Here is a 15,208-nt window from a genome sequence, read left to right on the forward strand (position 1 = left end):
CACTTTCCAGTGTTGCGTGGATCACCGGAAAGAGGTCGTGCCCGATAGGAGTACCAACCCCCAGCGGGCACGACATTTCGGCAGTTGCGGTGAGCTCAGTCGCCCAACCTGATCGGAGCGAGCTCCTCGAACACGTCGCCGGGTCCGGGATTCTCGGTAGGCGCAGCGCCGCCGAGATGGTTGACGACGCCCCATACCGCGTTGATCGCGGTCTGGATCGCGCCCTCGGCCCAGCCGGCAGTCCACGACACGTCGTCTCCGGCGAGGAAGATTCCCCGATGACGCGGTTCGAGATCATTCTGCACGAAGTGAGAGAACAGGCGTTCCTGGTACCGGTAGTGCCCCGGAAGGTTCGCCTTGAATGCACCCATGAAGTCGCGCTCGGTTTCCCACGACAGCGTCACCGGGCTCGAGATGATGTGGCTGCGGAAGTCCACGCCTGGGTAGACCTCTTCGAGCGAACGCAGCATGATGTTCATGCGCTCGGTGGCGTCGAGCGCCAGCAGCTTCAGCGAATCGTCCGACCAGGTGTACGACAAGCAGATCAGGCCTGGCTTGCCCTCGCCTTGATCGAGCAGGTAGGTGCCGCGACTCATACGGTCGGTCAGTGTCATCGACACCGAATCACGGCCGGTCACGGGGTCCTTGTCCTTCCAGAACGGGCGGTCGACGAGAACGAACACCTTGGTCGAACCCATGTAGTGAGTTCGCTCGATCGCAGTCCAGTGGTCGATCGGGAACAGATCGTCGTCACACCTGATGTTGTTCAGCAGCATCCAACTCTGCACTGTCACAACGGCACTCGCATACGTGCGAATGAAACCTTCGGAGTCCGTCACCGTGATGTTGCCGGGCTCGGTACGCCGGAGTTCGGTGACGCGGGGACGCGTCTCGCCGTCGTTGAGCGAAGCGACCGTCGTACCGGCAGGCCAATGCGCCATGTGATCCGGGGCGCGGTTCCACAACCGCATCGGCAGCTGCTGCGATCCACCGACGATGCCGCGGTGGTCGTCGTCGGCGGCCGTGATGACCACACGAAGGATTTCGAGGATCGAGTTGGGGTAGTCGGTATCCCAACCACCCGTACCGAATCCGACCTGCCCGAACACTTCCCGCATATGGAAGGACTTGAAGTGCTTCGACGCGGCGAGGAATCCGTAGAACGTCTGGTCGTCGTAGCGCACCACGAGGTCGTTCCAGATCCGCTTGATCTCTGCGGTGTCGCGGTCACGAATGGCCTGCTGCAACGGAATCAGATCGGCATGCTCTTCGAGAGTGCGCTGCCAGGCCTGCGCCACCTCGGTGTAGATCGGAGGCAGATCCTCGAGAGTGTGCGCGTAGTGGCTCTCACCCTTGAGATCGATGACCGTGCTCGGCGTGACCTCGGCAAGGGGATTGGGGAACTCTTCGGTCTGCAGACCCAGTTCGTTCAGGTAGTGGAACAACGTCGTCGACGACGGTGGGAAACGCATTGCGCCCATCTCGGCGACAACCCCGGGGTGCCCGTCGAACTCGACCGACCGCATCCGGCCACCGATCTGATCAGCTTCGTAGACAATCGGTTTGAGACCGACCTTGAGCAACTCGTAGGCCGCGATCATGCCGGAGAGTCCACCACCGATCACGGCAACTTCTGTACCCAGTGCCAGATCGGGCACCGAGCCGAGTCCCGCCGGACTGGAAACATAGTCGTCGTACGGGAACGGAAAATCCGGCCCGAACATCGTGAGGGGCGGCTGCTTGCCGGGTTCCGAGGAACTGTCCGGAGCTACTGGGATGGTCATCTACGGTTCTCCTTGGAGACAGTCGTGACAGAAAGGTCTGGATACAGATCGAGGCGTCGATCGTCGAGATGCGTGTTGAGGGTGCGCGATTGCGAGACGGTGGCGGCGGCGATATCCGCGAAGAGCAATTCCTGGCCGCCCTCTGCCCGCGCCAACTCGGCACCGTCGGGTGCGATGGCGCACGAGAGACCGCAGTAGGTCAGCTCGGTTTCGGCGCCACAGCGATTGACGTAGGTGACAAACATCTGACTCTCGTATGCGCGGGCCGGAACCACTTGCTGCGCAATGTGTTCGTACGGAGTCATCAACCCCGTCGGCACGATGAGCCATTCGGTACCGGCGTCGGCATGGGCCCGAACCGCTTCCGGAAATTCCACGTCGTAGCAGATCAACAATCCGCAGCGGATGCCCTCGAAGTCGAACCCGACCACCAGGGTCTCACCTGGCCGGAAATGTTCGCGGTCGAGCGTGCCGAACAGGTGTGTCTTGCGGTAGTGCGCAAGCGAAGTGCCATCGCGGTCCACCACCTGCACGCTGTTGTAGACGTCTCCCCCGTCGAGTTCGGGGTAGCCGTAGACGACGGCGATGCCTGCACTTCGAGCAATCTCGGCGACGGAATCGAAGATAGGGCCGTCGGCCGGTTCCGCGCGCAGCGACACCAGTTCGCCGATGTCGTAGCCGGTTGCGGACATCTCCGGCGTCAGCAGGATCTTCGCACCGGATGCCGCAGCCTCGCGGGCAGCGGTGTCGATTGCAGCGAGGTTGAACTCCACCGACGCAAAGGTGTCCGGGGTGGTGAGCGGACCTTGGAACAGGCCAACTCGAACTGAATCGACATGCATGGTGCGCTCCTTCAGGAGTTCCGTGACGCCAATTTTCGACGGTGTGTGTGACGGGGACAACTACCAGCGTGACGGGTGCCGCCAATCATGTCAACTCTTGTTTCCTAAGAATCAACATTCACAGATTCGGGTCTCACGAAGGCGACGCGCGTGGCCCTTCCGGCAATGCCGGATTCAAGACCCACAGAACCTTCGCCAGAACCGAGCCTTCGGCCTGAAAACTATGGTTGTGCGTCGGCGTGAACGTGAAGGAATCGCCCGCCGCAAGCACGACGTCCTCGGCATCGACGGCCTCACCGTTCGGATCCGTCCGACCGCCCTCGAACGAGACCCGCAAGCCGCCCTCCAGCACGTGCACGAAGTTCACGTCGATCGGCAGACTGTAGAACTCCTGACCACTTCCGCCGCCTGGTTCCAGCTCGCCGAGCAGCACCTGAATTCGACGCTCGTTGGTAGGCGTGAGCAGGTACTCCGTCATCTTTTCGCCGCCGAAGCTGATTTGCGGCATGGCGTCGGCGCGGACTACTTCACCGGCGGACGCATTCTCGAACAGGGATCCGACGGGGATCTCGAGCACCGCGCACACCTTGATCAGGGTCGCCACCGACGCGTTGACGTGATCGCGCTCGAGTTTCGAGAGATACCCCTTCGTCACACCACAGGCCTCGGCCAGGTCGTCGAGGGTCAACCGCTTCGATTGACGTGCCGCCTTGAGCCTCGCCCCGATGCGCGGTCCGACCGGCTCGACCGCTTCCTTCGCCTTGGCCACTGAACCCACTCCTTCACGACCGCCGTGTCCCTTTCAGGAAACAGGGGTTGACAACCGAGCCTCTTGAAGAAACCATACTTGCTCAGAGAGCTACATCACTGAAGGGCGCCCGGTGTGCGCCGAATCGAGAGCAGGGACCTCTGCACATGGCTACCAACAACCCCGGATCGTTCATCGGACCCGTCGACGCCACGCGCGTCCCCCGCTACGCCGAGCCGACCACTTTTGCGCGTCTGCCGCGCCTGGACGAGGTCTCGCGCGCCGACGTGACAATCCTCGGCATCCCCTTCGATTCGGGTGTCAGCTACCGACCCGGCGCTCGGTTCGGTCCGGGGCACATCCGCGCTGCGTCGAAGCTGCTGCGTCCGTACAACCCCGCGCTCAAGGTCTCCCCCTTCGCCAACCAGCAGGTAGCCGATTTCGGCGACATCGGAGTCAACCCCTTCGACATTCAGGAAGCTCTCACGACGGTTCAGTCCGCCGTCACCGACCTGCGCGCCGACGGTTCCTCTGTGCTCACGCTCGGCGGCGACCACACCATCGCACTTCCGATCCTGCGTTCACTGGCCCGCGATCACGGCCCGATCGCCGTCCTGCACTTCGACGCTCACCTCGACACCTGGGACACCTACTTCGGTCAGCCTTTCACCCACGGCACCCCCTTCCGCCGCGCCAGCGAAGAAGGCCTGATCGACATGGAGCGTTCGCAGCACATCGGCATCCGTGGACCGCTCTACAGCGAGAAAGACCTCGAAGACGACCGCGTCCTCGGCTTCCAGGTGATCCGCAGTGACGACTACGAGGTCGACGGCGTCGCCAGCATCGTCGAGCGCATGCGTAAGCGCCTCGACGGTGGCCCGGTGTACGTCTCCGTCGACATCGACGTGCTCGATCCCGCCCACGCTCCGGGTACCGGAACACCCGAAGCGGGCGGCATGACCTCTCGCGAATTGTTGAACACACTGCGCGGGTTGGTGGGACTCAACGTGGTCGGCGCCGACATCGTCGAGGTAGCGCCGGCGTACGACCACGCCGAGATCACCGGTATCGCAGCGGCTCACGTCGCTTACGAGTTGCTGTCGGTGCTCGCACTCAATCGCTGAAGCAGCACAACGGTATCCGTCGTGTGATGCATCTCGGGGTTCGCGGGAAGATCACGTTCCCGCGACTCCGAGACCAACACCTTCCAACCATCGGTGAACAGCGACTCCACGTATTCGGGTGTATGGAGCATGGCCCGATGATGCTCGGTCGGCGACTCGTGTGGCGAGTGGCCCACGATCAGCAAATGCCCGCCGGGCGCGACCAGATCTCCGAGAGCACGGAACAATTCCCCGCGCGCGGGTTCGAGCATGTGGAAGAACTGCGCGGACACCAGATCGAACGAGCGCCCCTGCGGATCCCACTTCGTCAGGTCGGCTTCCAGCCATTCGATGTCGACGCCCTCGCCCTCGACGTGAGCCTGGGCGCGGCTGAGCGCAACCGACGATATGTCGGTGCCGGTGACCTTCCACCCGCGACGTGCCAACCACAAAGCGTCGGCGCCTTCGCCGCAACCGACGTCGAGTGCAGTGCCCGGTTCGAGGTCGGAGGCTTCGGCAATCAACTGTGGGTTGGGATTTCCGCTCCAGCGCGCGGGACGTTCCTCGTACAGCGAGTTCCAGAACTGTGCGTCCGCCTTGGCGTACGGATTCTCGGTGGTTTCAGAGTTTTCGTGGTGATTGTGGTGTTCGTGGCTCATGCACCCAGGATGAACGACCTTCCACAACTCACGCAACCATCTTTGCCGAAACAGCAACTTCTCCATTTCGACGCTCTGCTAACGTCACGCTTCGTGGCAGGTGGATTTCCCGTGTTTCGTCTCTACTGCAACTCAGAGGGCTCACACGTTTTGTGTTGTGCGCATTTCCCCGAGTTCAGCGGTTCGAACGCGGACGAAGAGTTCACCACTCAGCAGAGTTTCGACCGCGCAGTCGAGAAGATGCTGCGCGAGGCGTCCTTCGAACCGACAACCCTGACGTTGGTGGGCGAGCAACAGGGATATCCAGTCGGAGACCACCTGTTCGATGCGACGGTTCCGCGAACCGGCAGAGTCTCCTTTGCCTTTCAAGAAGCCGGACCGCCGTGGATCGTTCTCGGCCTCGATGTTTCTTCTGAAAAATTCTGGTCCGAGATCGACGAAGACGAAGATCTCCTCGCCCTCGGCCCGATCTCTCCGTTGACGTCGGTCCCTGCCGTTGTACTCACTGCGGCCGGGTGGCCACGGCAAAATGACCTCGACTCACCGTGACCTGAACTGGTTCATCACCCCGGTTCTCGTGAGATCGAACAAAAATCGGCATGATTTTCGTGAAGATCGACCGAGATGCCCGTCACGTCCTACGCCAAGATTTAGCGGTCACACTCGACCGCGCCCTCTCGAACTTCGCTCGGGCCCTGGCTCCTTCACGGAGGCACAATGAAACACCGCTCTTATCCGGCACTTGCAACGGCCGCGGGGCTCGCACTCGTGTTGTCGGCTTGCAGCTCGGGAGGCACGTCCTCGGGCTCCGACGGCGGTGAACCTCTGACAGACGGAACCTTCCGTTATGCGTTGCAAGCCGATCCGGGTGCACTCAACCCGATCATGTCCGGCTCCGCGGCAACCGCTGACATCTCGAGGCTGGCCTACGACTCCCTGGTCTACCAGGATCCGGACACCAGTGAATTCAAACCGTGGTTGGCAGAGAAATGGGAAGAGACGCCGACCTCCGCATCCTTCACCATCCGCGAGGGAGTGACCTGTACCGACGGGTCGACGCTGAACGCGCAGACCGTCGCGAACAACATCAACTTCGTGGCCGATCCGGCCAACGGTTCACAACAACGCGGCACTACGGTCCCCGTAGGCGCTTCGGCCACTGCCGATCCCGCGACCCGCACCATCACGGTCACCACTCCGGCGCCGAGCCCCTTCCTCCTCCTCACGGTCAGTCGCCTCCCGATCATGTGCGACGCCGGACTCGCGGACCCGACCGCCTCGAACAAGAAGTCTCTCGGTTCCGGGATGTTCGAAGTCACCGAAGTCGCCGCCAACGACCACTACACGTTCGAGCGTCGTGACGGCTACAACTGGGGCCCCGACGACACCACCTCCGACACACCAGGTGTCCCCAAGACCGTCATCGCTGTCATGGCACCCAATGTCAGCACCGCCGCAAACCAGCTTCTCTCCGGCGAACTCAACGCATCTCCGATCGCCGGTCCGGACAAGGACCGGATCGAAGCCGCCAATTTCGCCTCGATCAATCGCCCGATGCCGTCCGGTCAGATGTACTTCAACCAGATCGCGAACAATCCCACCAGCGATCCCGCCGTTCGCAAAGCACTCATCCAGGGAGTCAATCTCGACGATCTGGCAGAAGTTATCACTGCCGGCCAGGGCACCCGCGCAACAAGTCTCGTCGGTGTAGAGCCCCGCGCCTGCGTGTACGACTCCGTCACCGGCAACATTCCGGACTACGACGTCAGCGCAGCGAAGGCAACCTTGGACGCGGCCGGCTGGACCGCCGGGTCGGACGGAAAACGAAGCAAAGACGGAAACCCGTTGACACTCCGCCTCTTCTACGCAGGAGGCGAAGAGGCTCGCAGCGCAGCAGCCGAACTCGCTCAATCTGCATGGTCGGATCTCGGCGCAAACGTCGAGGTAACGGGAGCCGACCAGACCAAAGTTGTCGACGTCATGCTCAGCGGTAAAGACAACAATCAGTGGGACATCGCATGGATCCAGATCAACAATTCGATTCCCAGCGGGTTCACCCCGTTCTTCACCGGACCTGCTCCGGCAGCCGGTAAGAATTTCTCTTCGATCAACAACCCCGCCTACGAAGCAGCGGTGGCCAAGGCTTCCGGGTTGACCGGCGACGCAGCGTGCGCAGAGTGGGCAGACGCCGAGTCGCAGATCACCAAGACGGTGTCCGCGGTGCCGTTCGCGAATACGAACATGAGCTTCTACTTCAACAAGGCCGGGCTCGCATTCGGTAAGTCCTTCATCGGGTCTGCACTGCGTCTCTACCAGTAGTCCGATCGATCGAAACCCCTGTGGCAACGAGATATGTCAGATCAGTGCGATCTGACGTATCTCGTTGCCACACCTATCGTCTCGTTGTCCAGCTCGACGTAGGTCAGCTGAGGAATCGTGGACGCAAGTTCCGTGAAAGACCACTTCGCAACGTTCTCGAATGACGGACGGAAATCGAAAATCTCCGGCCAGACACCGCTCGCCAATCGCTCGGCGCACCGATCGACGGACTCGTCCAGAGCGTCCGTGTCGACAAACCATCCACGTTCGCCGAGTTGGTCGTCCTCGAACGAGAACCCGACTCGCATCGTCACGCGAAATCCCTCGGCAGGCATCAGCGGCGGCAAATTCTTTGCGTCCCGCACGGGTGCCGGAAGCCCTTGCCTCACAGCGAATGTACGACGGATCTCGATGCTGAACATGACGACCACGGTATCAATGTTCGTCGAGCACAGTTCTACGAGCGAACGAGCCTCGCAATCGCGTCGGTCGCTTCCTTCACCTTTGCCTCCGCCTCGGGACCACCGTCAACGGCAGCTTTGACGACGCAGTGGCTGATGTGGTCCTCGAGCAGCCCCATGGCCACCGCGTGGAGAGCCTTGGTCATCGCCGAAACCTGCGTGAGAATGTCGATGCAGTACTTGTCCTCGTCGACCATGCGCTGCAGGCCGCGGGCTTGACCCTCGATGCGACGCAGGCGCCCTAGGTAGTCGTCCTTGGCGGTGATGTAGCCGTGGGAATCACCCGTGCAGCACACATCGCCGGTCGTATCATTGCCCGGGGCACTGCTTGGAGCGTTGCCCACTTCTGTCGCTTCCGACATTCGATGTCCTCCTGTTCGTCAACGCGTGACTTCGCAACAATTCTCGTTACCGGGGCGATGTGCGGTTACTCTTCGACTTCCGTTGTCTTGCAGAGCAATCACTGCGCACATCGCCACGCATTTCGCTACTGCACGAACAGATGGGTGCATGGTGATCGCCCATGCCCGTTTTCCCGTTGCTGCGAAACTCATTCGGTCTCAGTGCCCGTGGTGCGAGTGGCTCGAGTGTTCGGCCCCAGGCGTGGTCGCATTGTCGGCAGTCAGAGTGAATTCCGCCGTACGCACCACTTCGCCATGTTTGAAGTCCAGGAACAACCGGTAGTCCTCAGCGCTCGGCATGTTGGCGTAGAAGGTGATTGCCGGTCCAGCCGGCGTGACACCGTCACCCGGATGACCATCCGGATGCACATGGAGATAGGCGAGGTCGGAGGCACGCAACGCGACCAGATGCCCGTACGCGGCAAGGTAGGGCTGCAAGTCTGTGACCGGGATTCCGTCACGACTGACCGAGAGCGTGAGCTTCGATGTCTGGCCGGCATGGGCCGCGCCTTCGAGAGAGACGGTATAGCCGTCGACCGTCGTGACGGCAGCAGCGGCGGGCAACGGCCGAGGATCATAGGACCCGGCGACGCGTACATCCGCACTCAGCGTCATTCCGTCACCCCCGTCCGGGGTGAAGTCAGCGAAGACTCGGTAGTCTCCCGCGTGATCGAAATCGACTGACACACGCCAGTTTCCGTTCTCGTCCAATTCGGGATGCACGTGTTGGAATCCGGTCAGGTCCAGACCGACCACGATCAGATGCAACTGCTTGTCGTGGGTGTCGGTGTACCTGGTCAACGGAGTTCCAACCGAATCCAGGATCCGGAACTGCAAGGGGACATGGCTGCCGACGGCCGCCTCCGACGTTGCCAATTCCAGTGTGTAGCCGTTGCCGCTGAACATCTTGCCCTCCAAAGTTTGGGTCGGCAGCACTTCCGTTGCCGTCTGCGTCGGGTTCGACACTCCTTGAATTCGAACCTGTTGCAATTTGTACCATACCCCCCTAGGGTATGCAACGAACTACTCGAACACCCTGAATTCGCTCGAAGGAGATCCGATGCGCATCTACGCAGAGCGCCGGCCGAATGAGTTCCAAGAACAGCATTTCCCCGCGCACCTCAACGAAGCGCTGCGCCGATGTCGCCCAGGCCCGCTTTCGACACCCCCTGACCACACGAGCATCATCTATACCCCGTACAGGTAAGGAACTCAGAATGTCCACACAACCGAAATCCACCCGTAAGTGGTGGGCGTTGGCGTTGATCGCCGCCGCTCAGTTCATGGTCATCATGGACACCTCGATCATCGGTGTCGCTCTCCCCCAGATGCAGAGCGATCTCGGCTTTTCCCAGGAAGGCCTGACCTGGGTCTTCAATGCGTACGTCATCGCATTCGGTGGGCTACTCCTCCTCGGCGGCCGCCTGTCCGACCTGTTCGGCGCCCGCAGAGTGTTCTCCGCTGGTTGGCTGATCCTGCTGATCGGTTCCGTTGTCGCCGGTGCCGCCGGTAACGTTGCCGTCGAACTTGCGGGCCGCGCCGTTCAGGGTGCCGGTGCCGCACTCATCGCACCATCGGCGCTCACCTTGCTGATGATGCTGTTCGGCAGCACGCAGAAAGAGATGACCAAGGCGCTGTCCATCTACGGCGCTGCCGCCCCGGCAGGCGGTACGGCCGGAGTGTTCCTCGGCGGCGTCATCACCGAATACACCAGCTGGCCTTGGGTGTTTTACCTCAACATTCCCATCGCCGTCATCGCGCTGATCGCTACTCCCCTCCTGATGCCGAACGCACCGGCACGTACCGGGTCGATCGACTTCCTCGGCGCACTCGCTGTCACCGCAGGTCTTGCTGTCGGAGTCTTCGGCATCGTCAGAGCACCTGATGTCGGATGGGGATCCGGGCAGACGTGGCTGGCGCTCGCCGTTTCGGCCGCTCTGTTGGGTGCATTCGTGTTGATCCAGTCCAAGCGTCGGGAACCTCTGGTGCGTCTGGGAATCTTCAAGGCGCCCAACCTCGGTGCCGCGAACATCGCTCAGCTCGTCCTCGGCGCTGCCTGGATACCGATGTGGTTCTTCCTGAACCTGTACCTGCAGCAAGTGCTCGGATACAGCGCCTTCCCGGCCGGTGCGGCGCTGCTGCCGATGACGATCTTCGTCATGCTCGGCATGGTCGTCGTGGCACCACGGGCCATGGCACGCTTCGGTGCAAAAGCGATGATCGTGACCGGATTGCTGGTACTGGGAATCGGTTTGGGTTGGATGTCGTTGATCCGGCCCACCGGCAACTTCTGGGTCGACGTACTGCCGGCGTCGCTCGTGGCTGCGGCAGGTATGACGCTGGCGTTCATTCCCTCACTCGGTACGGCGATTTCGGCTGCACGCCCGGAAGAGGGCGGATTGGCCTCCGGCATCGTCAACGTCAGCTACCAGGTCGGCTCGGCTGTCGGCCTCGCGGTGATGACCGCGATCGCAGCAGTGTTCGGCGCTGATCAACTCGGTGACCTGACGGAGTTGACGAACGGTTTCTCCGCCGTGTTCCTCGGAGCAGCCGCCATCGCAGTGGTTGGCGCAGCAATCACCGCGGTCGTGATGCGGTCGACCAAGGTCGACGATCCTCGAACCGTTCAATCCACCGTCAATTCTTGACCAACTCCGGTGGTGGGTTCGGCCGGCTGTCACCAGCCGAACCCACCACCGGCGGAACCACTTAGGACTCGTTATGCCGCGCCTTGCATCTCTCACGCCCACCACCGCTGTCGGTGCATCTAAAGACCTTCTCGCCGAACTCGTCAACCGTCATGGACAGGTCGGTGACATGGTCGCGGCGATGGCTCATTCGCCCGCCGTACTGGGTGGCTATCTGCAACTCAGCCGGGCAATGAAGCGAGCGAAACTGAGCCGCAAGATCACCGAGCGAATCTCGATCGCCGTGCAGGTCCAGCAAGGTTGCGCTGTTTGCCTCGAAGCCCACGTTGCCGCCGCGCACGCCAACGGCGTCGAGGCGGACGAGATCGAGCGTGCCCGCGCGGGCACGTCCGCCGATCCTGCCATCGCGGCAATGATCGACCTCGGACTTCGCGTCTATCGGGAGCCTGCCTCGATTTCAGACGAACACATCGCGGGCCTTCGAGCGCACGGCTACGGTGATCGCGAGATCGCCGACGTCGTCGGAATCGTCGCCCTCAATGTCCTGACCGGAGCTTTCAATCTTGTCGCGGGAGTGAAACCAGATGAACCGGACCGCTAGGACCGCACCGGAACGGAACAGCATGCGTCTGTTCTTGATTCGCGACTATCGCCTGCTCTTCAGCGCCCAGATCATCGCGCTGTTCGGCACCGGATTGGCGACGGTTGCGCTGGGTCTACTCGCCTACGAACTCGCTGGGCCGAGCGCCGGAGCTGTGCTGGCCACCGCGCTGACGATCAAGATGTCCCTGTACGTCGTGATCGCTCCACTCGCGGCGGCGTACGTCGACCGGTTGCCGAGACGGGCTTTCCTCGTTGCCCTCGACGCCCTTCGTGCAGCGGTCGTGATCGCATTGCCCTTCGTCAGCGAGATCTGGCACATCTACGTGCTGGTAGGCGTTCTCCAAGCTGCGTCGGCAGCGTTCACTCCCACGTTCCAAGCGGTCATTCCTGACATCGTGACCGACGAGGCCGATTTCACCCGCGCACTGTCGGCATCGCAGGTCGCTTACACTATGGAAAGCCTGCTCAGCCCTGTTCTTGCCGCAGTCGCACTGTCCTTCATGACATTCAACCTGTTGTTCGTCGCCACCTCCGTGGGCTTTGCGGTCTCGGCACTGCTCGTGCTGGCCACCCGAATCCCCAACGCTCGCCGGAGTACTCACCGCAAGGCGTGGGATCGGATCGCGTCGGGGGTGCGAATCTTCGTGACCACACCGCGACTGCGCGGCATCATGGCACTCAATCTCGTGGTGGCAGCAGCCGGTTCGATCGTCGTGGTCAACACCGTCAACTACGTCCGCGACGAGCTCGGTGGAACCCAATCCGACGTGGCGTGGATGCTTGCCGCGTCAGGCACCGGCACGTTGGTGACCGCGCTGCTTCTTCCACGCGTTCTCGACAGAACCGCTGAACGCACTGTGATGACAGCGGGTTCCGTTGTCCTGGTCGTCAGTGCCAGCGCGGCAGCAGCCCTCGCCGTGGCCGGTGTATTCACGTGGATGCTCACTGCCGCAGTGTGGGCACTCGTCGGCGCCGGGATGGCCATGATCGTCACGCCGACCGGAAAAGTACTTCGGCGCTCCGTCGACCCCGCAGGTATACCGGAGGTATTCGCAGCCCAGTTCTCCCTGTCGCACCTTGCCTGGCTTGTCACCTATCCGATCGCCGGATGGGTTGGTTCGAGCGCGGGATTTGCGGTCACCTGGAGCATCCTTGCAGCGCTTGCCGCAGTGGGAGCCGTTGCAGGATTTGCACTTTGGCCTCGGGAGACAGTTGCTGAATTGCCCGGACAAGCGACGTACGAAACCACGCGAGGCGAATGCACCTTGGCGGCCACCCAGTGCGCGTGCGCTCGCACCGTCTGATGTCGACGGTCTGCCCGAACCCCGATTGGGCCTCAACGAAAGTGGTGGTGCAGCCATCGCCTGCACCACCACTTTTCGCTCAGCTCACGTCAGCGTACTTCCGCGGATTTGCGTCGAATCGAGGACCACAACCCTTGCAGCAAAACCAGTACCGATTACCTTCGTAGTCACGGAACAGGCCTTCCGCTTCGGCACGCGCCTTTTCGATCACACTGCCGGGCATGACCCGACATTCGACGAGTTCACTACTGCCAGAGTTGAGTAGGTCTTTCCCACCGGTCGGCATCGCCGTACCGACAGTGCCTACAGCGCCATTGGCGTCGGCCTTCGGGGTATTTCCACAGCCACAACTACTCATTGGGATTCCTGTTCTTTTGCTGGACGGATGTGGCCCGGAAAGCGAGCCCGACACAACCACCAATATACCCCCTATAGGTATATTGGAGATAACTTGAAGGTCTGCGCGTACAGCACCTCGACACATAAACCATTGCAGGAGAACGAATAATGCGTCCCCAGTCTCGGATCACCTACAGCATCATGACACAAGAAGAATTATACCTACTGGGGGTATAGGGTAGGTCTGGCATCGGCCATCCATGTCCGCGAGGTCGTCGACGAAGAGGCGCAATGAAGAACTGGAAAGCAATCGGCAGCAGCCGATTCGCCGTAGTTGGAGCTTTGCTGTTGGTCGGCGCGCTCTGGGGAAGCTCGTTCCCCCTCGTTGCTGTGGCAGCACCAACACTCGGCGCCGTCGGCACGACGCACGGCCGCTTCATTGTTGCAGCGTTGGTTCTCGCACTGATAACGGCTTCCAGCAGATCGACCTGGCGCGCGGTCGGTCACCGGTTTTCTGCATTCCTACTGCTGGCAGCCCTCAACGTCGCTGGGCCCCTGACGCTTGTCGCAACTGCGATCGTCGGCCTCAACTCGTCGACGGCGTCGATCCTGAATGCCACGACGCCGATGTTCACCGTATTCGTCGCCGCTTTCTGGCTTCGACAAAAGATCACCTGGCGAAAACTCTCGGGGGTCGCGATCGGCATCGTCGGCGTCTCGGTGCTCGTCGGTGGAATTCCGTCAGCGATCGACAGTCACGCAATGCTGGCCATTGGCGCATCTTTGACCGCGGCGCTGCTGTACGCAGTCGGAGGTGTCTACGCACGAAAGTCGTTCCAGGACACTCCACCGATGACACTGGCCCTCGGACAACAACTTGCCGCGGTTGCCCTATTGATGCCCGTGTCCGCCGTCGCTCCCCCACCGGGGCCCATAACCGTCGGTCCACTCATCGCCGTGGCAGCCCTGGGGCTGGGGGCTACCGCCGGTGGCTACCTGGTCTACTTCTGGATAATTCGTCAGGCGGGTCCAGTCGCGGCATCGGCCGTCACTCTTCTCGTTCCGATTTCGGCATCAGCCATCGGAGTGCTGTGGTTGAACGAGCCTGTTACCTTCGCGCTCGTTGGCGGTCTTGTCATCATTCTTGCCGGAGTGGGCTTGCTCCTGGATCTTCCGCCGACGCGAGATCCATTGCGCAGGGTTGCCCCGGGGCGGGCGGCTAGCGCGGACAAACGGCCGGTCAGCGGCTGATCGGAGCCGTCCAAAGTCCGACCAGCGCGTCGACGAGGTCGGTCGTGAAGTCCTCCCATGACGTGACCGCTTCCGGCCCCTCTTCGGCAAGCGTGCGCTCACGTTCGGCGAACATGTGCACGATCGCATTGCGTCCGATGTCCGCGCGGGCGCGTCGAACACTCATCGGCATGTCGGCCAGACAGTCAGAGAGTCCCCGAAGCGTCTCCTGCAGGGTGGGCGAGGCCAATACCTCGTCGTAGACGATTTTCCGCAGGACCGGGTCGGTGAGAATCTGTGCACTGAACCGCGCGTACCAAGTCGGGCCACCCATTTCGGCGTAGTGATCGGTCGACGCCCGAACCAGACACGAAATCCAGTCACGAACGTTTGTGGACCCTTCGATCTCACACAGCAGTTCGCCACGCTTCTTCTCGACCTGCTGGGAATGCTTGTTCACGATCGCGCGGACCAGATCGGTCTTGGTCCCGAAGTGGTATCCGACGGCTGCATTGTTGCCCTGACCTGCCGCTTCACTCACCTGGCGGTTCGAAACCGCGAAGACTCCGTGCTCGGCGAACAGCTGCTCGGCGACGGCGAGAATGCGGTCTCGGGTTGCAGCAGAGCGCGCGGAATTTGCGGCGCCGCCGACGTCGGCCGACGCGTCCTCAGTCCTCGTAGTCATGGACACCATCATCCTCGACCATCCGAAGCTGCTCGGCACCGGAGATATTCGTCACGATCGGAGGCGCACCCTTCCGTTAAGT

General features: G+C 61.7%; 16 protein-coding genes. 7 read left to right on the forward strand and 9 right to left on the reverse strand.

The features are described from left to right. Window positions 1–95 precede the first annotated feature (95 nt). From H351_RS00150 to H351_RS00160, 3 genes are all read right to left on the reverse strand, one after another. Window positions 96–1,784: a flavin monoamine oxidase family protein gene (locus H351_RS00150; protein WP_029254383.1), complete on the reverse strand. Its 1,689-nt coding sequence runs from the start codon at window positions 1,782–1,784 to the stop codon at window positions 96–98. Beyond that, window positions 1,781–2,626 carry a carbon-nitrogen hydrolase family protein gene (locus H351_RS00155; protein WP_029254382.1) on the reverse strand — a complete coding sequence of 282 codons (846 nt, stop codon included), beginning with the start codon at window positions 2,624–2,626 and terminating at the stop codon, window positions 1,781–1,783. The genes H351_RS00150 and H351_RS00155 overlap by 4 nt, the downstream gene beginning before the upstream one ends. 133 nt (window positions 2,627–2,759) lie before the next feature. After that, on the reverse strand, window positions 2,760–3,395 hold the full coding sequence (locus H351_RS00160; RefSeq protein ID WP_020968310.1) for a helix-turn-helix domain-containing protein: 636 nt from the start codon (window positions 3,393–3,395) through the stop codon (window positions 2,760–2,762). Window positions 3,396–3,541: 146 nt separating this feature from the next. Between H351_RS00160 and speB the strand changes: the two genes are divergently transcribed. Continuing rightward, entirely contained in the window at window positions 3,542–4,498 is a 957-nt protein-coding gene (speB, locus tag H351_RS00165; protein ID WP_003941134.1) for an agmatinase, read from the forward strand. Here the strand turns inward: speB and H351_RS00170 are convergent. Continuing rightward, the gene (locus H351_RS00170; RefSeq protein ID WP_020968309.1) at window positions 4,462–5,136 is read right to left on the reverse strand and encodes a class I SAM-dependent methyltransferase; all 675 of its coding nucleotides are present in this window, start codon (window positions 5,134–5,136) and stop codon (window positions 4,462–4,464) included. The two genes, speB and H351_RS00170, sit on opposite strands and share 37 nt — an antisense overlap. A 111-nt stretch (window positions 5,137–5,247) precedes the next feature. Here H351_RS00170 and H351_RS00175 point away from each other — a divergent pair, with 111 nt between their 5' ends. Further along, complete coding sequence (locus H351_RS00175; RefSeq protein ID WP_029254381.1) at window positions 5,248–5,685, forward strand: hypothetical protein; 438 nt, start codon at window positions 5,248–5,250, stop codon at window positions 5,683–5,685. Window positions 5,686–5,853: 168 nt separating this feature from the next. Further along, a complete protein-coding gene (locus tag H351_RS00180; RefSeq protein ID WP_029254380.1) occupies window positions 5,854–7,455 on the forward strand; it encodes an ABC transporter substrate-binding protein in 1,602 nt (533 codons plus the stop codon). Between the two features lie 41 nt (window positions 7,456–7,496). Here the strand turns inward: H351_RS00180 and H351_RS00185 are convergent, their stop codons facing one another. The 3 genes from H351_RS00185 to H351_RS00195 form a co-directional block, all read right to left on the reverse strand. Continuing rightward, window positions 7,497–7,877, reverse strand: coding sequence for a 6-carboxytetrahydropterin synthase (locus H351_RS00185; protein ID WP_029254379.1), 381 nt, complete (start codon window positions 7,875–7,877; stop codon window positions 7,497–7,499). Between the two features lie 35 nt (window positions 7,878–7,912). Then, on the reverse strand, window positions 7,913–8,278 hold the full coding sequence (locus H351_RS00190) for a metal-sensitive transcriptional regulator (RefSeq protein ID WP_020968305.1): 366 nt from the start codon (window positions 8,276–8,278) through the stop codon (window positions 7,913–7,915). 198 nt (window positions 8,279–8,476) lie between these two features. Further along, a complete protein-coding gene (locus H351_RS00195) occupies window positions 8,477–9,283 on the reverse strand; it encodes a hypothetical protein (RefSeq protein ID WP_024487558.1) in 807 nt (268 codons plus the stop codon). 251 nt (window positions 9,284–9,534) lie between these two features. Here H351_RS00195 and H351_RS00200 point away from each other — a divergent pair, with 251 nt between their 5' ends. From H351_RS00200 to H351_RS00210, 3 genes are all read left to right on the forward strand, one after another. Continuing rightward, a complete protein-coding gene (locus tag H351_RS00200) occupies window positions 9,535–10,965 on the forward strand; it encodes an MFS transporter (protein WP_020968303.1) in 1,431 nt (476 codons plus the stop codon). Window positions 10,966–11,038: 73 nt separating this feature from the next. Then, on the forward strand, window positions 11,039–11,566 hold the full coding sequence (locus H351_RS00205) for a carboxymuconolactone decarboxylase family protein (protein WP_029254378.1): 528 nt from the start codon (window positions 11,039–11,041) through the stop codon (window positions 11,564–11,566). Beyond that, the gene (locus H351_RS00210; RefSeq protein ID WP_029254377.1) at window positions 11,550–12,872 is read left to right on the forward strand and encodes an MFS transporter; all 1,323 of its coding nucleotides are present in this window, start codon (window positions 11,550–11,552) and stop codon (window positions 12,870–12,872) included. The genes H351_RS00205 and H351_RS00210 overlap by 17 nt, the downstream gene beginning before the upstream one ends. A gap of 79 nt (window positions 12,873–12,951) precedes the next feature. Here H351_RS00210 and H351_RS00215 read toward each other — a convergent pair whose 3' ends face one another. Beyond that, entirely contained in the window at window positions 12,952–13,356 is a 405-nt protein-coding gene (locus tag H351_RS00215; RefSeq protein WP_306305301.1) for a YHS domain-containing protein, read from the reverse strand. Between the two features lie 146 nt (window positions 13,357–13,502). Here H351_RS00215 and H351_RS00220 point away from each other — a divergent pair, with 146 nt between their 5' ends. Next, entirely contained in the window at window positions 13,503–14,462 is a 960-nt protein-coding gene (locus H351_RS00220; RefSeq protein WP_029254376.1) for a DMT family transporter, read from the forward strand. Here the strand turns inward: H351_RS00220 and H351_RS00225 are convergent. Then, window positions 14,452–15,126: a TetR/AcrR family transcriptional regulator gene (locus H351_RS00225; protein ID WP_029254375.1), complete on the reverse strand. Its 675-nt coding sequence runs from the start codon at window positions 15,124–15,126 to the stop codon at window positions 14,452–14,454. The genes H351_RS00220 and H351_RS00225 overlap by 11 nt on opposite strands. Between the last annotated feature and the right edge of the window lie 82 nt (window positions 15,127–15,208).

It is taken from the genome of Rhodococcus erythropolis R138 (genome assembly GCF_000696675.2).
In the GTDB taxonomy this organism is placed as follows: domain Bacteria; phylum Actinomycetota; class Actinomycetes; order Mycobacteriales; family Mycobacteriaceae; genus Rhodococcus_F; species Rhodococcus_F erythropolis.